Source organism: Candidatus Nomurabacteria bacterium (genome assembly GCA_020632075.1).
Classification (GTDB): Bacteria; Patescibacteriota; Minisyncoccia; order Phycocordibacterales; family UBA918; genus OLB19.
In genome coordinates, this window is record JACKGH010000002.1 from 22,897 (window position 1) to 44,002 (window position 21,106).

20 protein-coding genes, 3 tRNA genes and 1 other RNA gene are annotated in these 21,106 nt (G+C 49.2%); 10 read left to right on the top strand and 14 right to left on the bottom strand.

What is annotated here, in order from left to right; translation table 11 throughout:
• Window positions 1-89: 89 nt before the first annotated feature.
• On the top strand, window positions 90-989 hold the full coding sequence (locus tag H6786_05135; protein ID MCB9816752.1) for a hypothetical protein: 900 nt from the start codon (window positions 90-92) through the stop codon (window positions 987-989).
• Window positions 990-1,041: 52 nt separating this feature from the next.
• On the opposite strand, the gene H6786_05140 is transcribed toward H6786_05135, so the two are convergent.
• On the bottom strand, window positions 1,042-1,320 hold the full coding sequence (locus H6786_05140; GenBank protein ID MCB9816753.1) for a hypothetical protein: 279 nt from the start codon (window positions 1,318-1,320) through the stop codon (window positions 1,042-1,044).
• Between the two features lie 142 nt (window positions 1,321-1,462).
• On the opposite strand from H6786_05140, the gene H6786_05145 reads away from it, so the two are divergent.
• A tRNA-Val gene (locus H6786_05145) sits at window positions 1,463-1,535 on the top strand.
• A gap of 216 nt (window positions 1,536-1,751) precedes the next feature.
• Here H6786_05145 and H6786_05150 read toward each other — a convergent pair.
• The gene (locus tag H6786_05150; protein ID MCB9816754.1) at window positions 1,752-2,636 is read right to left on the bottom strand and encodes an MYG1 family protein; all 885 of its coding nucleotides are present in this window, start codon (window positions 2,634-2,636) and stop codon (window positions 1,752-1,754) included.
• A gap of 55 nt (window positions 2,637-2,691) precedes the next feature.
• On the opposite strand from H6786_05150, the gene tsaD reads away from it, so the two are divergent.
• Entirely contained in the window at window positions 2,692-3,867 is a 1,176-nt protein-coding gene (tsaD, locus tag H6786_05155; protein MCB9816755.1) for a tRNA (adenosine(37)-N6)-threonylcarbamoyltransferase complex transferase subunit TsaD, read from the top strand.
• 51 nt (window positions 3,868-3,918) lie between these two features.
• Here the strand turns inward: tsaD and H6786_05160 are convergent, their stop codons facing one another.
• Window positions 3,919-4,470 carry a threonylcarbamoyl-AMP synthase gene (locus tag H6786_05160; GenBank protein ID MCB9816756.1) on the bottom strand — a complete coding sequence of 184 codons (552 nt, stop codon included), beginning with the start codon at window positions 4,468-4,470 and terminating at the stop codon, window positions 3,919-3,921.
• A 666-nt stretch (window positions 4,471-5,136) separates the two neighbouring features.
• Here H6786_05160 and H6786_05165 point away from each other — a divergent pair.
• The 5 genes from H6786_05165 (at window position 5,137) to H6786_05185 (ending at window position 10,541) form a co-directional block, all read left to right on the top strand.
• Window positions 5,137-5,922, top strand: coding sequence for a hypothetical protein (locus H6786_05165; GenBank protein ID MCB9816757.1), 786 nt, complete (start codon window positions 5,137-5,139; stop codon window positions 5,920-5,922).
• A 97-nt stretch (window positions 5,923-6,019) separates the two neighbouring features.
• Window positions 6,020-6,376, top strand: a complete 357-nt coding sequence (locus H6786_05170) for a hypothetical protein (GenBank protein ID MCB9816758.1) — start codon at window positions 6,020-6,022, stop codon at window positions 6,374-6,376.
• Window positions 6,354-9,266 carry a hypothetical protein gene (locus H6786_05175; GenBank protein MCB9816759.1) on the top strand — a complete coding sequence of 971 codons (2,913 nt, stop codon included), beginning with the start codon at window positions 6,354-6,356 and terminating at the stop codon, window positions 9,264-9,266. The genes H6786_05170 and H6786_05175 overlap by 23 nt, the downstream gene beginning before the upstream one ends.
• Window positions 9,267-9,333: 67 nt before the next feature.
• Window positions 9,334-10,038: a PrsW family intramembrane metalloprotease gene (locus tag H6786_05180; protein MCB9816760.1), complete on the top strand. Its 705-nt coding sequence runs from the start codon at window positions 9,334-9,336 to the stop codon at window positions 10,036-10,038.
• Window positions 10,035-10,541, top strand: a complete 507-nt coding sequence (locus tag H6786_05185; protein MCB9816761.1) for an Hsp20/alpha crystallin family protein — start codon at window positions 10,035-10,037, stop codon at window positions 10,539-10,541. Before H6786_05180 ends, H6786_05185 begins: the two co-directional genes overlap by 4 nt.
• Window positions 10,542-10,591: 50 nt before the next feature.
• On the opposite strand, the gene H6786_05190 is transcribed toward H6786_05185, so the two are convergent.
• The 4 genes from H6786_05190 to H6786_05205 all read right to left on the bottom strand — a co-directional run bounded on the left by H6786_05190 (window position 10,592) and on the right by H6786_05205 (window position 12,017).
• Window positions 10,592-10,795, bottom strand: coding sequence for a hypothetical protein (locus tag H6786_05190; protein ID MCB9816762.1), 204 nt, complete (start codon window positions 10,793-10,795; stop codon window positions 10,592-10,594).
• A gap of 406 nt (window positions 10,796-11,201) precedes the next feature.
• The gene (locus H6786_05195; GenBank protein MCB9816763.1) at window positions 11,202-11,516 is read right to left on the bottom strand and encodes a phosphoribosyl-ATP pyrophosphohydrolase; all 315 of its coding nucleotides are present in this window, start codon (window positions 11,514-11,516) and stop codon (window positions 11,202-11,204) included.
• A gap of 77 nt (window positions 11,517-11,593) precedes the next feature.
• A tRNA-Phe gene (locus tag H6786_05200) sits at window positions 11,594-11,666 on the bottom strand.
• 45 nt (window positions 11,667-11,711) lie between these two features.
• Window positions 11,712-12,017, bottom strand: coding sequence for a hypothetical protein (locus H6786_05205; GenBank protein ID MCB9816764.1), 306 nt, complete (start codon window positions 12,015-12,017; stop codon window positions 11,712-11,714).
• Between the two features lie 64 nt (window positions 12,018-12,081).
• Here H6786_05205 and H6786_05210 point away from each other — a divergent pair.
• A tRNA-Arg gene (locus tag H6786_05210) sits at window positions 12,082-12,153 on the top strand.
• A gap of 2 nt (window positions 12,154-12,155) precedes the next feature.
• On the top strand, window positions 12,156-12,830 hold the full coding sequence (locus H6786_05215; GenBank protein MCB9816765.1) for a hypothetical protein: 675 nt from the start codon (window positions 12,156-12,158) through the stop codon (window positions 12,828-12,830).
• Between the two features lie 39 nt (window positions 12,831-12,869).
• Here H6786_05215 and H6786_05220 read toward each other — a convergent pair whose 3' ends face one another.
• From H6786_05220 to H6786_05250, 7 genes are all read right to left on the bottom strand, one after another.
• Window positions 12,870-13,133 (bottom strand): glutaredoxin family protein, encoded by a 264-nt coding sequence (locus H6786_05220; GenBank protein ID MCB9816766.1) that lies wholly within the window; start codon window positions 13,131-13,133, stop codon window positions 12,870-12,872.
• A 63-nt stretch (window positions 13,134-13,196) separates the two neighbouring features.
• A complete protein-coding gene (locus tag H6786_05225; GenBank protein ID MCB9816767.1) occupies window positions 13,197-13,580 on the bottom strand; it encodes a septum formation initiator family protein in 384 nt (127 codons plus the stop codon).
• Between the two features lie 343 nt (window positions 13,581-13,923).
• Window positions 13,924-15,714, bottom strand: a complete 1,791-nt coding sequence (gene lepA / locus H6786_05230) for an elongation factor 4 (protein ID MCB9816768.1) — start codon at window positions 15,712-15,714, stop codon at window positions 13,924-13,926.
• Window positions 15,715-15,753: 39 nt separating this feature from the next.
• Window positions 15,754-17,418 carry an oligosaccharide flippase family protein gene (locus H6786_05235; protein MCB9816769.1) on the bottom strand — a complete coding sequence of 555 codons (1,665 nt, stop codon included), beginning with the start codon at window positions 17,416-17,418 and terminating at the stop codon, window positions 15,754-15,756.
• A gap of 9 nt (window positions 17,419-17,427) precedes the next feature.
• Window positions 17,428-20,004: a hypothetical protein gene (locus tag H6786_05240; protein MCB9816770.1), complete on the bottom strand. Its 2,577-nt coding sequence runs from the start codon at window positions 20,002-20,004 to the stop codon at window positions 17,428-17,430.
• 64 nt (window positions 20,005-20,068) lie between these two features.
• Window positions 20,069-20,477: RNase P RNA component class A (rnpB, locus tag H6786_05245), an RNA gene on the bottom strand.
• A gap of 29 nt (window positions 20,478-20,506) precedes the next feature.
• Window positions 20,507-21,094, bottom strand: a complete 588-nt coding sequence (locus H6786_05250) for a DUF192 domain-containing protein (protein MCB9816771.1) — start codon at window positions 21,092-21,094, stop codon at window positions 20,507-20,509.
• Between the last annotated feature and the right edge of the window lie 12 nt (window positions 21,095-21,106).

A 21,106-nucleotide genomic window follows, 5' to 3' on the forward strand; every position in this document is an offset into this window, starting at 1 on the left:
TAAAAGAGACGGATAAATAAGCGTTTTCTTACAAAAGTACGTTAAAATGATAGTATTAGGTCATATTACAGCCTTAGATATTCAACACCATGAAAGAGTTCAGCGGAATCCCAACCCAAAATGGAATGCCTTCCATTTCAAATATATTTAAAGATCAACACGAGCAAATGATCATGACGCCTGCTTACGAACAAGCAATAGCTGTACTGGAACAAAAAATTAACATTGAAGATTTCGCTGACACCTATTCAGAGGAACTTATGGGTAAATGTCGTGATTATGTAGATAAGCGCGAGTCACAGTTTGCACACAAGCGAGCTACAAACGAAAGCTGGGCCAGAGCTGAGGTGTTTGGTAAAACACTAGAAGCCATCCTACATGACCAGATCAATCAAGGGATCTTTGGAGAAGATGTGCGCGGGGTGTCAACATCAACATTTGATGATTACTATGCAGGTATTGATGAAGTTATTGAGCGCTATGGCCCAGATGGATCTACGTACATCGGTTGTGCTTTAGACTTCACTTTTGGTAATCCAAATAACAAAATTGATAGTGTCTGTGCAGACATACAAGCTGGTAAACTAAGAGATGTAACGTTTTACGAGTCACCATTTGGAAATCCGCCACTTATTCACGGGAAACTGCAAGGAATACCCAAAGTAATTGTTGGGGTTGATGCGCCACACCTGTTACAACTTGCTCAGCAGTGGACTGAAGGCGACTCTCAAGTTCTCGAGCATAACCAACTCTTTCTTTCTATTCTCAGACAAATCCAAATGCAATCTGAGGTATATAGTATTATCGCAAACCGTTACCACCAAAAAGAAGTTGCTGAGCGATACGAAAAAGTTCACTCTGCCATTACAAAATTGTACACTGAGTTAAAGGAGCAGCGTGCAGTAGTAGCACTTGACCCACAGATCACAGGTGATGGTGTTCATCGTGCCATTACGGAGCGCATGCATCAACTCATTAGTGCAAAATGAAAAATGCCTCTGCCGAGAAAACCGACAGAGGCATTTGGTCGAAAGAAACAGATCAGTTATTATGCAAGTTTTTTGTCGCACGAGAACTCGCACGGCAATCTTCGAGACAAAACTCATAGAGTTTCATAACTGCCAAGGCGGCTTCTGATGAATCGTTTTGCCCGACATCTGCCAGACGCACTTTATCACCAGCGATAATTGCAGCTGCGTACTCTTCCACGTTCTGCTTGGCCTCGTCTGCCAACCGGATCAAATTTTCGTATAGAGTTTCTGAAACAGCCAACCATTGTTGCCCAACATGCAATATGCGAGCCGGGGTTTTCTTCGGCACAGTTATTACCTCGCGGAATTGAACAAATTCACAAGAAAATACTACATTAAGCTAGTTCTGTCAAGAATTATTACCTGCTGCTAAAATTGCAGAACTTACCATTTTCGCTATACTGTCTAAGCTCGATTGAGTCTTACAGGTTGTCCGGTTAGCTCAGCTGGTAGAGCGCTACATTGACATTGTAGAGGTCACAAGTTCAAGTCTTGTACCGGACACAACGGTAAAACCCGGCTCTGCCGGGTTTTAGTATACAAACTGTTTTGCATACGTGCCGTTGTGTCAGGCGGAAGCATGTATTTTGCTTACTTCCTGAAGCAAAATACAGCTGAGCCGGGGCAGCAGGTACTTATAAACGAAGTGAATTAGTAACCTGCGCCACAAAATAAACAAGAGCGGCGGCCCTTCGGGCCGCCGCCTTTGTTTAACCTTCCCTACACTTCTCTACCGAGCGCAATCTTTGCCGCCTTGATCGCAGATTCTTTTGAAGCTGCAACAAAGAGAAATACGTTCTTGTGACAAAAAACCGCATCTTCAATACCAGTTACTTCAGCGAGTGCACCATCACGCAAACCACCCCACTCTTTCGGAAAATCAACTCGTGACTCAAACACAACTTCACCAGTCGGAATCGTCGATGCTTTCCATTTCTTCTTGGTTGTGTCTGATGGATATACAACCATTCGCACGTCCGGATACTGAATAAACATATGTCGATCGATCGGATCCTCAAAGACCAGCAGCTCTTTATCTTCAGCGGCCTGATATCCAGACTCAGCTACCTGCCGCACCGCCTCTGAAGCCTGTGCGTGCGCAATGATCCTCATGAGCAGTTGCTTCGCAAATTCTACTGCCTCGGCAAAAGCGGCATCATTTTCGTGTTCACTCCCCCACACCGGACGAAAGGCGCTGAGTACACTAAAAAGTTCGTACGGCGCTACTCCGCGGTCATTGAGTTCATAGAGCGCAATGCCATTGTCTCCTGCATCAACCGGCTGGACGATCTGCGCATCGATCTGGTCCGAGATCTCTTTTGAACCACAGATCTGCTCTCCATACTCACGCCAGACCAAGCCAAATGCTGCGTACGGAATACCGTTCTCACGAGCTGGAATACCGTTTTGATGGTGATCAAAGCGCTGTGTCGCTGGATCAAACCGATCTCCAACATCAACTACCCAATCTGCTTTATCAATCTCATCACGCTCTCTAGTGCGAATGATCTTAATTGGCTCTTCGGCTAAAAGTATCTTGATGGTGGCTACTGCCAATACGTCATCGGGATGGAAACTACCATCGTGCGTTACAACTGTCTGCATGTCGGATACTATACACCCGATAGACTAATTTGTGTCTTTTTCGTATAGTGCTTTTATGTTGATATTGTCGATCGAAACATCATGTGACGAAACCGCAGTCAGCCTCGTCGAGGCCCGCGGTGATTTTCCGCACGCAACCTACGAAGTGCTTGGTGATGCACTCTGGAGCCAGATCGATGTTCATCGTGAGTACGGCGGCGTGTTCCCCGCTCTCGCGAAGCGGGAACACGCCGCCACGATCGTACCCATGCTCGAAAAAGCGATCAAGGAATCCGGGCTGGCAGCTCATGAGTACACACCTGGACTTGATCAAGAGACCGAGGCAAAAGTGCGCGAACTGTTAAATCGTGAGCACGGTCTCGCCGATCAATTACTCACCTTCCACCGAGAACATGGTTCGTTTCCGATTCATCTGATCGCTGTCACGAGTGGACCGGGGCTCGAGCCAGCCTTATGGGTGGGTGTGAATTTTGCCAAAGCGCTCGCACTTTTGTGGGACACACCGATCATCCCAACCAACCACATGGAAGGTCATGTGCTGGCCAGCATTTATGATGCCGATCGAGACAATCAACTTTCAGATATTTCTTTCCCCGCCATTTCGCTCCTGATCTCTGGTGGACACACTGAGCTCATCCTTATGAAGAACTGGGGTCAGTATGAAAAGATCGGACAGACTCGAGACGATGCGGTCGGTGAGGCGTTTGATAAAGTCGCACGCTTAGTGGGAATCCCATACCCCGGCGGGCCAGAGATCTCACGGCTGGCAGCAGAGGCCCGAAAACGAAAACTCCCTGCCTTTACAGAACTCCCGACACCAATGCTCCACTCCGGCGATCTCGACTTTTCGTTTTCGGGCCTCAAGACCGCGGTACGTTATGCAGTACAAGACCGCACCATGACTCAAGATGAAATCGCTGCACTCGCTCGGGATTTTGAAGATGCGGTTGCTACAGTACTCGTGAAAAAGACCTGTGATGCACTGGAGGAGTATGGCGCACAAACTCTGATCGTCGGTGGTGGTGTAAGCGCCAATCAATACATCAAACGAACGATGGAAGCCAAACTACTCACTGACCTACCAGATGTCACCTGTTACTTCCCGCCGCCAGGACTCTCAACCGACAACAGCATCATGATCGCCCTTGCGGGCCATGCCAAAGCATCAGGAGCAATCGCACCAAACGCGACAGATGTGATCAGAGCTGATGGAAATAAGAGTTTAGCATAAATACAAAAGGCGGCCGGAGCTTTCTTTGCTCCGGCCGCCTTTGTATGAAAACTAAATCTTTACCATACCTTCCCGCAATACCTCCACCCCACCCCCCACACACCGCACTACCGTAGAAGCCTGCCCTTCTCGAACTCCACCATCGATCACTTTCGTGATCATGTGTGCCCGCTCGCCAAACTGCGCAAGTATCTCAGCGGGCGATGCTGCCGTCGGCTCACCATGGACATTCGCACTTGTGCAGGTAAGCGGCACACCATCACTTTCTTTCATGTACTCAGCGATCAATTGCTGTGCGAGCGAATCAGATGAGATGCGGAAACTCACTGTGTCATCGGCGGCGCGGCAGTACACTGGCACCACGTCACTCGCCGCAAGCACCAACGTCAGTGGCCCCGGCAAATACCGCTCTACCAGCTGCCGCGCCGCCTCCGTCACCACCCCCAGCCGCTCAATATCACCAAGATCACGCACCAACCAACTCGCGGTTTGTGCGGTTTCTCTCGCCTTAAGTACACACAAATGCTCCCACGCAGCTTGATCAAATGCGTTGACTCCAAGCCCGTAAATAGTCTCAGTTGGGTATAGAATTATCTCTGTCATGTGTTCGCAGTATACAACCAATACACGCAAGGGGTAACCCTTGCGTGTATTGGTAAAAAAGTATATAAAAGCACCAGCTCGCGGCCATGGCCGCCCCCTCGTTCAAACTACCCACAGTGGATCAGCGAACCTTCACCCGATCATTCGATCCGGGTGTTTTCCCCAGGTACGCTGATCCACTGTGTGCGGTTTGGTTCGGTTCTCTGACCACTGATTGTTAGTTCTACTTGCTACGTATCATACCTCATTTTTCCACAACCCTCGGTTGACAAAATTTTTTTGTGTATCTGACTATGCTGTTTTTTTGACAGTTGCCAAGACAGGTATATCATTGTAAGTAACAAGTGATACTTGGAGGGGAAACCAAGTCGACTCGCTTCATGTGTGTGGCTTATGTGTGTTTCCATTCAAACTGCATATGTTTTCTCAGCCAATACCAGCTGTCTTCCTGCGTGCCAACGCGGGTTTTTGTTTTCTCATTTTTTCTTCTCGTTTTAAAAACATGACCTGTACCGTTCACGGATCAGAACAGACCTCTATCCGTTCCCGTCTGTGAACAGTACCGAACGAGTTTGTACCGTTCACAGATCGACCTGTTTCTTCGTGGGATGTAGAGAAGAAAATTGGCCGAGCATCATTAAAAGGAGGTAATACGCAAATATAAATATGACTAGAACAACTACTCGAGTGTTGTCTGTCGCCCTTGCTGCAGTAATGGCTTTGGCAACATTCTCACTTTATACGTTCCAGGCTGCTGCTTACGACAATCACCGTGGTGGTGACGACGGAGACAGCACCTCAGTATCAACCAACAACAACGCTACTGTTGTAAACAATGTAGACATTAGCGCAAAGACTGGTGGTAATGAAGCAGAAGGTGGAGACGGTGGTCGCGGTGGTGATGGTGGCGACGCAAGTCGTGGCACCGCAGGTGCTGGTGGCAATGGTGGTCGCGGTGGTGATGGTGGCACCATCACTACTGGCGTAGCTACTGCTCTCGGCTCGATCTACAACGATGTGAACTACACCAGCGTTACTGTTGAAGGTTGTGGCTGCGACGAGGAAGAGCCACTTCTCTCACGTTTCATGTTCTTCGGCAATGACGAAGACGGAAACAAGATCCGCGTTTCAACTCACAACAACGCGATGGTAACCAACAGCCTCGACGTTGACGCCAAGACTGGCTACAACGAGGTTGATGGTGGCGATGGAGGTAGCGGTGATGACGGAGGAAACGCTGGCGACCGACATGACCGTAGCAAGTACTCATGGAATCTCTGGTTCAACTGGTTCAACAGTAGTACTGGGGGCGACGGCGGTAATGGTGGCGCTGGCGGACATGGCGGCACTATCCGCACCGGCGAGGCATACGCAGCTGGTGATGCAACTAACCTTGTAAACACCACTGTAGTACGTGTACTTAATGGCGCTGAGGAGGCACCAGAGGTATAGCCGACCTCTGACCGTGGCAGGAGAGGACTTTGTCCTCCCCTCCACTCAGACCTGGTCCACCGCTTCAGGACAAGGTCTGAGCGAGGGAATCAATCATATGCTCAACACAAGATCACAGACACACTTCAGACAGTCACTGCTTCTCGCAGCGATCTTGTTGTTTCCAATGACACTACAGGCAGAGACGGTCATCTCAAACTCTATCTCTGTTAGTGCCGACAACGGTACAAGCCAGGCCACAGTACAGACAGTGGTCAATGGTGAGACAATCGTAGACTGGACGGAAACAAGTAGTTCATCGATCTCGTATAGCGAGACGACGGTAGATCCTTCGAACTCAATTACCAACACCACCGAAACAGCTGACGCGTCGGTCGAGCGCGCTCAGCTTGAGATGCTTCTCAAGCAATTACAAAAGCTAATTTCTCTATATGTCACGCTCACTACCCTTTAATGCCGTGGCACTATACACGGCCAGTCTGCTACTCATTGGATCTCTGTTCTTGCAGGCTATCTTCCCTACCATTGCGTACGCAGTTGAAGACACTGAAACGACTGAAGCTCCAGCCGCAGCAACCGAACCAGAAACTCAATCACAAACTGAGGAACCTCCTGCTGAGGAAGTCATCGTCGCACCGGACGAACTCTCTGAAGAGACTCTTGAAGAACTTATTGCAGATGCTCCTGAGGGTGACAGTGAGGTCATAACTGGCGACGCAACCGCGGGGCTCGCAGTCACCTCAGAGGTGAACACCACCGAAGTCGAAGCTGCTTCAACAACAGCCAGTAGTACAGAAGCTACAGAACCAGAAACCCCCGCATTTTCGTTTGCAACACAGGATGAAAACGAAACAACCGTAAAGACAGAGAATACCGCCACGACAACCACCAACGCCACCACGTCAGCCGAAACTGGAGACAATCTGGTCTATAGCGGTTCTGCCAATATCGATACCGGAAACGCGCTCGCATATGCAGACATCCTCAATGTCGTGAACACCAATATCGTCAACTCCGACGGTCTCATCTCATTCATCAACGACACCTTGGGCTACAACAATTTCGATCTGCGCAACGACTTTGAAATCGCCTTTGCTGACTTCGACACTGCACAAAGTACTAGCGCCTGCACCGATTCCTGTAACACTGGATCGCAACTTTATTCAAACGCCAACACTGCTGACATAACTAATAACATCACCGTAGTCGCTGACACTGGCGGCAATGGTGCAGTTGGCAATGAAGCCACCATCACAACTGGCAATGCCTATGCTTCAGCCAATGTCATCAATGTCGCAAACACCAATATTTCAGACTCCCAGTATCTACTCCTGATCTTCAATAATTTTGATGACTTTGCTGGTGACATTGTTCTACCTAACAGTTCGTTCTTCGACCAATACTTCACTAGCAATCCTGCACCAACGACGATCAATGCAACCAACAACAACACCGCGTCTATCAATAACGACGTATCAGTCACCGCCAACACCGGCGACAATACTGCGATCGGTGACGAAGCAAACATCACGACTGGCGCGGGTGTAGCGAGCGGTGAAGTGACCAACCTGGTCAATCAAAACATCATTGGAGGTCGTTCGTTCAATATGCTGATCCGTGTCCATGGTGACTGGACCGGTAGTATCGATGGACTACCTGAAGGTCTCACCTGGCGTGAGACTGAGCGAGGTATTGAGATCATTTCCACTTACGATACACCAGGTATTCCACTGAATGCGGGTACCGTCTCAAACACTAACAACGCTTCAATCAATAACAACGTGCATGTCTTTGCACTGACAGGTGATAATGCAGCAGCAGGTAACACCGCCAGTATCTCGACCGGTAACGCCTATGCTGACGCTTCGATTATGAACATTGCCAATACCAATATCATTGGTAGCAACTGGTCAAACTTGATCTTCAATATCTATGGAAACTGGAACGGCAATCTGAGCTTTGGCCAGACCGACCTCTGGCTTGGTGTCACCGCCACCTCTCCAGACGATCCGATCATGCCTGGTTCACTGGTGACATACACCTTCACTGTCTTCAACCGCGGGGATACGACCGCACCAAACGTGAACCTTGAAGGTCTTTTCGCTGGTGATAGTCTTGCTTTTAGCGAAGGAAGTCAACAAGCCTTGAGTAACGGAAACTCCAAGCAAACCTGGTCACTCGGGGACATTGGTCCAAAGGAAACAAGAGAATTCACACATGTCGCTCGAGTCTCAAGTGACATAGAACCTAACCTGGTCTCTGCCCTACCACTCACCAGTCGCGTGAGTAGCGATCGTACTGACGCCAATGATAGAGATAACGAGGAGGTAGTAACGGTCTACGTAGGACGAAACCGCAATGAGTCTACCAATTCACGCTCAACCTTCCCGGCACACTTCGAGATCAACAAAACCGCATCGCGAGACATTGCACAGCCAGGGGATACGGTTGAATACACTGTTTCATTCTTCAACCGTGGTGGACCACTTTTTGACGCTCTCCTGGTCGATACGCTTGAAAATGAGGCTGGAGAGATCATTTCGCAACAGTCATGGCCACTCGGTGAGATAAAGAACTGGGAGACGATCAATGTTTCCTATGAGATGGAATTTGACTCTGCTATGGCGACTGGCACCTACACAAACTACGCGCAGCTGATCGGTTTCCAGGGCAGTCGCCGAGAAAGGAGCCAGACACCGTATGAGTCTGCAGTTGCGTCACACGAACTACACCTAGGGACCAAGCCAGCCGGAGAAGTCCTTGGGGTCAGTACTTCTCTGTGTGAACCATATCTCACCGAATATCTCCGCTATGGTGCACTGAATGACGCAGGACAGGTCATGAAGCTGCAACAATTCCTAAACATGGAGCTCGATCGTGGCTTGCTGGTCTCTGGCTACTTCGACCTAGCAACCGAGCAAGCGGTGCGTGATTTCCAGATCATCCATCGCGATGAGGTTCTGACTCCATGGGGACTAGAACGTGACTCAGGGTATGTCTACTACACCACTCAAAAGAAGATCAACGACATGATGTGTGCTGGCATGGCTATATTCCCGCTCGCTCCAGACCAACAGCAAGAGATCGAATCATTCAAAAGCCGAGTACAAGCAGATCGTGCACGCTTCTCATTCAATACAGGCACCGGCACACCAGCCAAACCAGAGGAGGTCACGCCGCCTGCAGCAGCTTTACCGCCATCACGTGAAGCAGACATAGTCACTGAAGAAGTGGTGACTCCAAGCAATCCACCAGCAGATCCACCGCCACCAACCAATCCTTGGAGTACTATGCAGTCATGGTGGCAGTCGCTGAACACTTCAAGACTCATGTCGATGCGATAGAAGAGCAGTCCACCGCAAGACCGCCGCGCGCCCAAAGGGCGCGCGGCGGTTTGCTACAATACTCATAATGGAAGCGACTAATTTCGCCATAGCATTCCTGGCTGGTCTGGTGCCGGCTCTTTTTTGGGTGTGGTTTTGGTTACGCGAAGACAGTCGTAAACCCGAACCTTACTTCTTGATCGCGATCGCGTTTATCGCTGGCATGGCTGTTGTACCAGTTACGCTACCACTGCAAAAACTTGCCCTCGATCTATACAGCGGTGGGAATGTAGTCTTAGTGTGGGTCGTTGTTGAAGAGTTACTAAAATACGCCTTTGCACTCGCACTCATCTTCTGGAATCGAGAGGTCGACGAGCCGATCGACATGATCATTTACATGATCATGGTTGCCCTCGGCTTCTCAGCTCTTGAAAACGCTCTCTTTATCTTCAACCCACTCGCGGCGGGTGAATACTTCAGCTCTGCCGTTACTGGTGGATTCAGATTCCTTGGCGCTACACTGCTACATGTACTCGCATCTGGCACCGTGGGTGTGTTCTTGGCCCTCTCCTATTACCGCTCACAGACCACTCAAATACTCATGGGAACCTTTGGGTTGTTCATTGCTATTGTATTGCACTACCTTTTCAACAAATCTATAATAGAAACAAGTGGAGAGAAGGTTCTCGCGATCTTCCTCTTCGTTTGGATGGGCATCATCCTGCTGTTTCTTCTGTTTGAAAAAGTTAAGCTCCTTGAGCGCAACCATAATTTGCATCAAAAATTATCATGAAAAAACCTTCATTCTTAGAGCGCCTCACCGGCAATCAATCTGATGAATACGATATCCTCGATGAGGATCGTGAGTACGACGACACCGATGAACTTGCTGTTGAAGAGGACGACTACAAGGACGAAGAATGGGAAGAAGAAACAAGCAGCGCTCCACAACAGGACGGCGAGCTTCCGGTTGATATGTATCAAACTGATGATGCAATTATCATTCGTGCGCTCGTTGCCGGCGTGAGTCCAAACGAACTCGACATCTCTATTACGCGCGACATGGTGACTGTCCGTGGTGTCCGCGAAGAATACCAAGAAGCACACGACGACGGCTACTTCCACCGCGAACTCTTCTGGGGTAGCTTCTCACGCACCCTACTCCTTCCTGAGGAAGTCGCGATCGATGAGGCAGAAGCACAAGAAAAACACGGCCTCCTTGAGATCAGACTACCAAAGCTTGATAAGCACCGCAGTACTCAACTAAAGGTTCGCACCAACGCTGCTCATAAGTAAAAGATCGCCGGATTCCTATCGGAATCCGGCGATTTTGTTCTGGATCTTAACTACCCACCCAACAGCGCTGCATCGACATACGCAGTAATGGTTTGCTTGCCCGACTCTTCCGGAATGACATCAGCCAGTCGCAACATGAGACCATTCTCTGCCTGCACTGACTCAGTGTGGCAGTACGCGTCTGCAGAAAGGCGACCATTGACCGGTCTCCCGCGCTTTGAACCATTTTGATAGTACATTTGGATCTCAATCATGAAGCTACTCTCCTCAGAGATGACACTGTGGCAAAGGTACTACTTTCACCAAGTATTAGAACATACTAAACAGAGTTTGCAAGAAAAAACCCGCTCGAAAGCGGGTGGCGGTCAGCCCTTTCGGGCACGGGGGAGGATGGTCAGGCAGCAGCGTTGCTGTCGGGGATGATGACCCGCTCGTCATGACGAGCATTGGAGCCATCGATCCGGTCGGTGTCGATCGGTTCGATATCGTCGTGCCGACGACCGGTTTCGGTTCTGTCATCACTGATAGGACGCTTGGTGTTTTGATCCATCTGTAGTCCTCCTTTGGACGCTGTTATGGAACTCGTCGCCACTGTTTGGCAACGCGGATGAATATATCAATTCAACCGCAATGCCACAAGTGGATAAGTAGGAGGCACAATTACTCCTTTAGGTACGCAAACCACTTCTGCTCGAGCGCTTCAGCCAGATCCACACCCTCCTGTTCTGCGAACAGCAACAAATAGCCAAATACATCAGCAAATTCTTGCTGCAGCATCTTTTTTATCTCTTCTTTGCCCTTATCTTTCTGTCGTCCACGGTCTGTGAGCATGAGATACGCCTGCAAGCATTCTCCCCACTCTTCAGTGATCTTAAACGGCGTGTAGTCACGATCAACGATCACTTCTGGATATTCTTCTTGGTACATATCCATGATCTGTCTGACCTTTTGTGTCAGTGTATGAAGTTGTGTCATAGAGAAGAGTATAAAACCTTTGCTGTATATGACAATGGCCCGAAATGCATTCGCATTTCGGGCCATTGTCATTACTGTGCTTGGGAGCAGGCTCGAACTGCTGACCCTTCGCTCTTCAGGCGAATGCTCTACCAACTGAGCTACCCAAGCAGGGAATGTACGCGCTATTGTACCGATTTTTGAGATAATTTCAATCTATTCTCCCCCGCGAGTATTGCCGCCGGCAGCCTCATAAAACTGTTTCCAGCCAGGGATCTCCTGTAGTCCTTGCTGAAAGGTCTCGAATGATGAACCAAGTGACGTAAAGTATGGTTCAACAATGTAGTAATAGAGCAAGAATGGCAATCCAATAAGAACCGCAAACCAAACCACCTTGAGCCAAAATGACCAGATAGACCGTCGATTCATCTTCTTGAGCAACTGATTATTTTCAGTAATCAAACGCTGATTCTCAAGCAGCAACTCATGTATCATCTGATGGTGATCTTTCTCTGGTTTCATGTACTGTAAGTATAGCAAACACTACAAACTAAAAAGTGAATTTGTGCTACAGTATCAGTCACTTGCCCTTGTAGTTCAATGGATAGAACAACTCCGTCCTAAGGAGGAAATCTGGGTTCGATTCCTGGTGAGGGCACAATGAAAAGTAATAAAGACAAACTGTACAGTGCACTGGTCTGGATCATCTCTGGCACTGCGTTGATCACCTATGGCGCTCTTGGACTTACGAAGACAAATATTCCTGGCGTGGAGCAACTGGTAGCACTCATCAGCAATGCTGAAGGTTCGTTTCTGTTTATAGCAGCGTTTCTAGCGATCTTGGTCGAAGGACTGTATGTCATAGGCAGCTTTTTCCCAGGCTCAACTCTCGTACTCTTCATTGCCATTTTTGCGCAAGTAGGTGGCGCGTGGCAATTTGCCGGCACTATCCTGATGATCTACCTTGGCTGGCTCTTGGCAGGGATCGTAAATATTCTTGGTGCACGATATTTCTCACGCTCATTCCTAGACAAAATCGAAGATCTCAAGCCGATTGAGGATAATACTGGCCTCACCTGGTTCCCGGCATTTCGAGCCAATACCGAAGTCGCTCAGATCACTGAAGGACACTCTATGTCTTCTGTTTTTTGGTCTACCTGGCGCGTAAAAACCATTGCGTCACTGGGGGCTGCAGTATACGCATTTATCGTGCCGATGTTTATTGATTTTCAAGACATCAGTAACGAAGAAGGTTTTTGGTCGCTAAGTGTTATTGCTATGATTAACTTCGCCGTCGGTGGATACAAGCTACGGCAATATAAAAAGGGACAATAAAAAGGCGGGCCCGAAGGGCCCGCCTTTTTACTTCCTCAATTAGATCTTCAAGAGTTCGCGCAACTTTGGCTCATCGAAGCCGATGATGATGTCGTCACCGATCTTGATGACTGGCACACCCATCTGACCAGTCATATCGATCATTTCCTGGCGCTTTTCAGCATCTGTAGCTACGTCATGATTGACGTACTCGACATTATTTTCAGCAAAGAATTCCTTAGCTGCCTGGCAGAAATGACATACAGGGGTGCTGTAGATCACTACTGATGCTTCGCTACTTGTCTCTTGTTCTGGAGTATCCATAGAATTAGATTTACGCAAATTTAGTCTTAACGCCTACTAGTATACCAGTCTTTCGCCAGCTGACTAGCGCCAGAACTGATACCACCGCTTATGCTTCTGTGGCGTCGTGGTCGCCAGTGGCTCGACCACCGGACCATCATCCTCATCTTCCACGATCACCACCACTTGCTCTCCAGGGAGCGACACATCAAACTGACGACGCATTTCAGCCTCAATACCACGATCGTTTGAGAGATACTCCACTTCCGCCTGCAGGTCATTCAAGCGCTCCTGCAACACAGCTGCTTGCTGCTCAGCTTCTGCACGACGATCAACCATTTCCATCGCAATGTCGTAGCGCACGTACGCACTCCAGCCGACCATGAGTGCCAACAGTAAAATCGCCCCCTGTGTGATTGGAGAATTGATGATAGCGCGTAATTTTCTTTTTTGATAAAAGTCGAACATTGCTTGAACAAAGGAGGCGAAGCCGACTATTGTGAAAGTACACAGACGCCTCGCTGGATCTGGGCCCTGACCTAGGCCCTTGATCCAGCGGCGGCGGGCTGTGCCCCACCTCTCTTAAGCTCTAAGTATACTACCCTTTCCCGAGTTTTAAAAAACACCTCTTTCAGGTACAATACCCCGCATGAGTCTTTTGTTTCACAAGAGGACCAAGACCGCTATCAAGTGGATCTGGGGCGTGATCGCTATCTTGATCATCCTCAGCATGATCTTCGCCTACTCAGGTGGATCTGGTCTGTTTTAAGAAAAAAGCCGGCGGCCCTTCGGGCCGCCGGCTTTTTCTTCTTTAGTCACTTTTCATCATCTTCATAAACACATCCTGTGGAATATGCACTTTTCCACGCTCCAACGCTTTTGCCTTACCTTTCTTCTGTTTCTCACGCAACTTCATCTTTCGCGTGATATCGCCACCATAAAGATGTGCTGTCACATCCTTGCGTAGCGCCGATAGCTTCTTAGTCGAGATGATCTTCCCCATCACCTTCGCCTGGATCTTCACCGCAAACTGCTGTCGTGGCAGTGTGTTATAGAGCTTCTCAGTGATCGCCTTCGCTTCGATCTCAGCGCGCGCCATACCGATCACTCGTGAGAAAGCTGGCACTTCTTCGTCAGCAATAAGCACATCAAGGCGGGTTACAGTTGCGTCGCGGAGTTCTGCGATCTCGTACGAGAGGGACGCATAACCACTTGAAGCATTCTTCAACCGATCAAAGAATCCGCGCATGAGCTCGCGCAGTGGCATTTCAATCGCCAAAAGCGTACGTCCATCACCAAATACTTCTGTATCGATCACACTGGCTTCATGCTCATAAAGCAAGGTCATGACGTTTCCCATGTAGTCGCCAGGCAAAATGATCTGTCCAAGGATCCACGGCTCACGTACACTCACTTTCTCGCCATGGTCCGGAAAACGATTTGCGGCGTATACATTCTCTACCCTCCCATCAGCCCATGTGATTTCATATGAAATAGACGGCGAAGTGATAATGATATCAATATTGAATTCACGACGAAGTCGCTCGGTGATGATCTCCATATGGAGCATGCCGAGAAATCCGCAGCGGAACCCACGTCCAAGCACACCCGACGACTCTTCCTCGTACGAAAGCGATGAATCAGACAAGCGCAATCGATCGAGCGCCTGACGTAGCTGCGTAAACTCATCCTGATTCTCCGGAAAGACCGATGACCACACTACCGGATGCGCTTCCTGGTAGCCAGACAGTGCGTCAGTACTGGTCTTATCCCTGATCAACGTATCACCCACATTGGCTACGCCCGGCTCTTTGATACCGGTCACAATGTAGCCGATCTCACCCGCTCCAAGACTATCTACCGGCCGCTCTTCGGGAGTCACGACCCCAACCTCAAGCGCTGGAAAACTGCGTCCACTGGCCGCAAACTTGAGCATATCGCCTTTCTTTACACTACCGTCAAACACGCGCATAAAGACAATGATCCCACGGTGGTTGTCATACTGAAAGTCGAAGATGAGTCCTCGATATGTATCGAGTTTGCTCGGTGCTGGCGGTGGGATACGCAGTCGAATTGCTTCAAGGAGCTCCGGTACACCAGCTCCCGTCTTACCTGACACCAACAGAATATCCTCCCGTGCACAATCAAGGAGTCGCATCACTTCTTCCCCCACCTCATCTGGGCGCGAGTGCGGCACATCGGTCTTCGTGAGCACCGGTATGATCGTGAGGCCGAGATCCTTCGCCATTTGTAGCGTGGTGAGCGTCTGCGCCTGCACGCCTTGCGTACTATCTACCAAGAGCAACACCCCCTCCACCGCCTTAAGCGCGCGCGATACTTCATATGAAAAGTCGATGTGTCCTGGTGTATCGATCAGGTTAAATTCGTACTCAGCGTCAGCCGCTTTGTACAGCATACGTACTGGCTGCATCTTGATCGTAATTCCGCGCTCACGCTCAAGTTCCATTGAGTCGAGCACTTGCTCTTTCATTTTGCGCTGCTCGACTGTCTGAGTCACCTCAAGCATACGGTCAGCCAAGGTAGACTTCCCGTGATCGATGTGCGCAATAATACTAAAATTCCGTATTTCCATAGTTGAAATGTCGCCCTACTCTACCCTACTTCAGCAAAAAAACTAGCCCTACTGTGGCGCGATCACATCGGTCTTGAGAATCTTGCTATGGAGTGCCCGCTTGATCTCCTCAAGCTCTGGGGACTTACTCGCAGCATAGACCAAAACGACTGCTAAGAGACCCATAATGGCTGCTGTAGCACCCTGCAGTGTAATACCGATGAAGGTTTCTTGGTTGATACCATTAACCACAAAATTGAGTGTCACATACGCAGAGATCGCCCCAGCCACTGCCGCAACTAAAGAAACCATGAACAAACGCGCTAGAGAGAGATAACTGATGTTAAACGTGCGTACCGACAAAGCCATCAGGAATACAAGCTGGACATACTGACCAACCACAAACGCGAGCGCGAGCACCAACACCTCCACACCCGCTACGTCTTCAGCACGGATCAAACCATCAAGCATCGCCCTGAACGCTGGCTCTGCTGCGTATACAGACTGAAACCACACTGCAAACAAAACTGAGACCGCCCCTGAACATACCGCGACCACCAGCGGAACCATAGTCCGACCACCAGCATAAAATGCACGTACAAGCAGTAGCAATATCGATTGTGCCAAGAGTGACACCACAAAGATCGCAAGTATCGCTGCGGTGAGCTGCGTGTCACCCCAGTCAAACGCACCACTACCAAGAAGCACACGAACGATCTGTGCTCGAAGCACAATCACGAGCGCAATGATCGGGACTGACCAAAAGATGATATGTCGCAGCGCAGTTAACAACTGGGCATTGAAACCAAGCTGGTCTTGCTTGGCGTGCAGTAGCGAAAGGGTCGGGAACGCGGCCACTGAGTAACTCATCCCAATGATTGCTAGCGGAACCGACTGCAGATTAAAGGCGAACTGAAACACAGACACTGAACCAGCCGCCATGACTGATGCGATACCAACCAGTACAAGCAATACGATCTGATTGATCGATAAGGTCAATGCGCGTGGGAGCGAGACCACCAAAACCTGCCCGATAAGCCGCCAATCGATCGTAGGTAAAAATCGAAAAGCATACTCGCTAGTCGTAACCAACGGCACCTGAATAAGCACATGACCAAAGGCACCAACCACCACACCGAGCGCAAGTCCGCTGAGTCCGAAGTAGGGGTACAAAAAGACGATACCGAGAATAATACCAATGTTGTACAACAGTGGGCTGATGGCGTAGAGAACGAAGCGATGATTCAGCTGTGTCACCACGCCGCACAGACTTGATAGACCAAGCAACAAAGGTTGTAAAAGCAAAATACGCAACAACAGCGTGAGAGTTTCGTGTTCTCCGGCAAACCCAGGGAACAGATATGGAACATACACTGGCGCACCAATAGCTAAAGCTCCTGCCACTATGACATAGACATACAAGAATAAGGTGAAGATCTGAGACAGCACCTGTGCCCCTGCAGCAGGAGTATCTGATTCTTTGTGTCTGTTTACAAACGGAAGTAAGACATAGACCGAAAGAACCGACGCAAAGAGTACGAAAAGTAGGTCTGGAATACGAAAGGCAGCGTAATAGAGGTCAAGCTCTACTCCCGCGCCAAAGGTGTGTGCCAACAACCGATCACGAACGATTGCCAAGATCTGCGAACCAAACGCAAATAGCGCTAATATATATGCGGCTTGATGTAAACCGCGCACTTCTTGGTACACAAAATCAAAGACGCGACGAACCATACGGCAATACTACTCTGTTTCAACTGTTTCAGGTAGTGGCTCGACAGCTGATTCAGCAGCATCTACTGTTTCATCCACCACCGGCTCACCTTCAGCACCTTCGCTATTTGTAATGGTATTTACCGGTGTCACCAGATCTGTCTCGACATCACTGTTAGTGATCACCGCATCTTCAAACCCTTCAGTTGGTGCATTTTCACTAACTGGCGCTTCGATGCTTGGAACCTCAGGAATCTGATACTCTCCAGACTCAACTTGTTCGATCAAAAGCTGTAACTGCTGATTCTCCTGGTTGGTCTGCTGCACTAAACGCAACTGTTCAAGTGCGACCGCCTGTTCATTTTTGTTCAAGAGTGCCAAAGCCATCAGGTACCGAGCATTCGCATACTGCGGATCACGTCGAAGGGCTTCATTGTACGCGACGATCGCCTCATCAACTTGATCATTTGCTGAAAGCAAAACACCGAGTTGGAAGTACCGCGTTGGATTGTTTGGTTCCAGCCGGATGATAGTGCGAGTAGTAGCGATCGCAGAATCAGCCTTACCTTCTGCTATATCAAGCTGCGCAGAAAGATACAGAGCTTCAGTGAAGTTACGCTTCAATTCCAGTGCTGCAGCGATTTCAGTACGCGCAGTGGCCACATCACCAGTTCGAGCAGCGATCTGTGCAGCGATCAGATGATAGCCCGGATTGAGCGGGTCAAGCCGCTCAGCTTCAGCGAGTGCTGCTTCTGATCGTGCTGCCGCACCGTCAATACCCGCCAAGGCCAAATTGCTATACACCCCAGCTAGAAGCGCATGATGATCTGGATCTGAGAGATCTGCTGACACTGCTTGCTCGGCATGCAAGAGCGCCTGCTCAGCCACCTCAAGGAACTGTTGCTGTTGCTCTTCAGAAGGCTGCTCGACAGCTAAGAGTGAACTGAGATTTGCCATCTGGACCTGTGCTCGAGCGCTCTGGAAACGAGGATCGTCATACAACGTAAAGGCAGCAAGCGCAGCCTGATCAAACACCGCCACTGATTCGGACTGCACGCGCGCCTTGGTAAAGTTTGCTTGTGCGACATACTGCTTACCTACTGAGAAAAGCGAACCGATCGATACAGTGATAATAAGGATGATCGCTGCCATCAAAAAGAATCCTCGTCGGCGATTGGCTGCGAGCGGCACCGTCTTCACCATCATTGGAAGCAGTGCACCTGCAGCAACGTACGTGAAACCAGTAAAGAGCGCAGCGAGCAACAAGATCGCAGAACCAGGCACATAGATGTACGACATCAACCACAAGAAACATGCAGCGGTAAATGAGAAAACACCGAAGTAGTACCAGTACGGATCATGCTGTGTGGTGCGGAGCAGCATTCGGTATCCGGTATACAGAAACACTAGATGGAACAAAACGAGCAGTGTCATTCCTACCACGCCAGTATTGATGAATAGCGTCGGAATGAAACCGCTGCCAGCATTGAAGTCCGTGTCCCAAAAGATAGTTTCGTTGATCGCTGGGTCCTTATGCTGTCGCCATGCATCAGCAAAACGATTAGGACCAACTCCCATAAAGAGATTGTCACTATAGACTGCTCGCGCAATGCCAATAGTCGCCTCAGCTGACGGGCGAACTTCGACATAGTTGACACTGGTCATCTGTCCGATCTTGTTGCCAACGTAGTCACCAGCCACGATAAATACTGCACTCACAATACAAACGATCGCTGTCGTTGCGAGCAGAATACGAGAACTCTGAACCGCAGTCTTTGCGCCATTGAACAGCGTGTCCCGTGATAGCAAAAAGACAAAAAGCAACAAGCTGAAGAATCCAACAATGATCCAGATGTTAAAGAAGTTGATCACTCCCAGAAGGAACAGTGCCAAAACGATCATGCCAGCTACGATAGATTGTAACCATGTCTTAAGCGGTAACTGCATGAGTGTCACTAAACCAAGCAAGATCACTAATGAAGCAAATATTGCAAGATCATTAAAACTACCTATCGGAGAAACCGTCACGGCCCCAAAGCTGTCGAAGCCTAAGAACGCTGGACCAAAAATGATACGCAGCACATTGTACAGCAACACAACGATCGCCGTGAGCCCGAAAAAGGCAAGCGCCTTCATGCTCATGACCTTTGCGTTTTGGAGTGAGAGTGAAATTGTCATTGTGAGCGCCAAGATCGCCAGGAAACCAACCGTCTGCGGATCGAAGACACTGCCACGCATCGCATCTTGGATGTCACCTGAATGTAAGCCGGATACCATCGCAGCCATAACTAACACCCAAAAGATGCCGAGAGAGATTGGTAAGACCGTAGCAACCTTAGCCCGTCGCAGTGCAAGTAAACTAAGCGAGATGACCGAAACGATCGCTAAACCAAACGCTAGTATGGTCTTATCGAAACCAAGCGAAGCCCAGAGATGCGGCGTGAAAAACACCGCAATACTGCCAGCCAATAAGATCACAGCGTACTGTGCGACACGCAGCATCGTGCCACCAGCATCATTTGCTCCTGTTGATTCAACTTCTAGCACCTGTTCTTGCTTGGGTGGCGCACTCTGATTCATCTTAGGAATAAAGACATTTTCCGACATATATAAAAACTATCCCACTTGGTAAGTACCCTTGATTCTAACACACCAAAAAAACCCCCGAAGGGGTGTTTTTGTACACATAAGCCGGATTCTGTCGAGCGAAGCTCGGATGATCATTTACCTAGGATGCTTGTTACCAAACACCTCTTGCGACTCTCCTAGCACCACTTTTGCAACCACTGTATTGTAGACGCAAAAGTGGTGCTAGGCACGGTCTTGCACGCGAGTAAGGATTTAGCCGTTTCACTCACCTGGTCTCCCAAGTGACTATCCCCGAGGGGATCCCGTTCCTTTCAGTCAGGGCGTCTCTGCTCGCACCTCTCGGTCGGATCGCGGGCAAAATGAAGGACTCGTCCTTCATTTTGCCCGCGATCCGCCGCGACGGGTGTTACCCGCTACTCTGCTCCACAACGAGCTGTGGGCGTGTCCGGACTTTCCTCCTCACAAAGTGAGGCGATCATCGTGCGGAAATATTATGCAATAATACTTAAAAATAAGCAACCTACTGTGCTGTCGGCAACACTACCTCATCACCAACAGAAATGGTGTTACTTGCAACAAAGCCTGCATTTGCCTCAATGACATACCATGACGGGACTGGGGATCTGAAGTTCTGTGAAGCCATTGGGTTTTCGCGAGAGTAGGTGCTCGGCTGCACATCCTCTTCAATATGCACGATCTCTCCTTCTCTAGTGACCCACATAATATCCAGTGGATAGTTCATATCCTTCATCCAGATCGAATGATCACCTTCTACTCCAAATACAAACAGTTTCACCACGTGATCAGGTAAAAATGGTGTATCAGAAAGACCTTTGATGCGCGTTGAAAGCGTGTCTGCTACCGACGCTTCAACTGCCACACCGCCAATGGTGATCGGATACGTGACCGGGTAGATCGCTCGCCAATCCTCTGGCTTGATCTCCCACTCACGATCAGCCGGTAATTCATAATCACCCCTAGCGACTGCCGCACGCATTTCTTCTTGTTCGGTCTCAACTGAATGCTGCACTGCAAAATAAAACCAGGCTCCACCGCCAGCTAGAATAAGAAAAAGTAAAACGAGAACAATCCTTTCTGCATACTTCATAGACGTAGGCAG

Bases quoted from the DNA above. Each gene is read 5' to 3' on its own strand.
- H6786_05175 (MCB9816759.1), top strand. From the start codon at position 6,354: ATGTCACGCTCACTACCCTTTAATGCCGTGGCACTATACACGGCCAGT.
- H6786_05160 (MCB9816756.1), bottom strand. From the start codon at position 4,470: ATGACAGAGATAATTCTATACCCAACTGAGACTATTTACGGGCTTGGA.
- H6786_05165 (MCB9816757.1), top strand. From the start codon at position 5,137: ATGACTAGAACAACTACTCGAGTGTTGTCTGTCGCCCTTGCTGCAGTA.
- H6786_05225 (MCB9816767.1), bottom strand. From the start codon at position 13,580: ATGTTCGACTTTTATCAAAAAAGAAAATTACGCGCTATCATCAATTCT.
- H6786_05195 (MCB9816763.1), bottom strand. From the start codon at position 11,516: ATGACACAACTTCATACACTGACACAAAAGGTCAGACAGATCATGGAT.
- H6786_05240 (MCB9816770.1), bottom strand. From the start codon at position 20,004: ATGTCGGAAAATGTCTTTATTCCTAAGATGAATCAGAGTGCGCCACCC.
- H6786_05135 (MCB9816752.1), top strand. From the start codon at position 90: ATGAAAGAGTTCAGCGGAATCCCAACCCAAAATGGAATGCCTTCCATT.
- H6786_05250 (MCB9816771.1), bottom strand. From the start codon at position 21,094: ATGAAGTATGCAGAAAGGATTGTTCTCGTTTTACTTTTTCTTATTCTA.
- H6786_05150 (MCB9816754.1), bottom strand. From the start codon at position 2,636: ATGCAGACAGTTGTAACGCACGATGGTAGTTTCCATCCCGATGACGTA.
- H6786_05235 (MCB9816769.1), bottom strand. From the start codon at position 17,418: ATGGTTCGTCGCGTCTTTGATTTTGTGTACCAAGAAGTGCGCGGTTTA.
- H6786_05205 (MCB9816764.1), bottom strand. From the start codon at position 12,017: ATGAAACCAGAGAAAGATCACCATCAGATGATACATGAGTTGCTGCTT.
- H6786_05185 (MCB9816761.1), top strand. From the start codon at position 10,035: ATGAAAAAACCTTCATTCTTAGAGCGCCTCACCGGCAATCAATCTGAT.
- H6786_05170 (MCB9816758.1), top strand. From the start codon at position 6,020: ATGCTCAACACAAGATCACAGACACACTTCAGACAGTCACTGCTTCTC.
- H6786_05190 (MCB9816762.1), bottom strand. From the start codon at position 10,795: ATGATTGAGATCCAAATGTACTATCAAAATGGTTCAAAGCGCGGGAGA.
- H6786_05180 (MCB9816760.1), top strand. From the start codon at position 9,334: ATGGAAGCGACTAATTTCGCCATAGCATTCCTGGCTGGTCTGGTGCCG.
- H6786_05215 (MCB9816765.1), top strand. From the start codon at position 12,156: ATGAAAAGTAATAAAGACAAACTGTACAGTGCACTGGTCTGGATCATC.
- H6786_05220 (MCB9816766.1), bottom strand. From the start codon at position 13,133: ATGGATACTCCAGAACAAGAGACAAGTAGCGAAGCATCAGTAGTGATC.
- tsaD (MCB9816755.1), top strand. From the start codon at position 2,692: ATGTTGATATTGTCGATCGAAACATCATGTGACGAAACCGCAGTCAGC.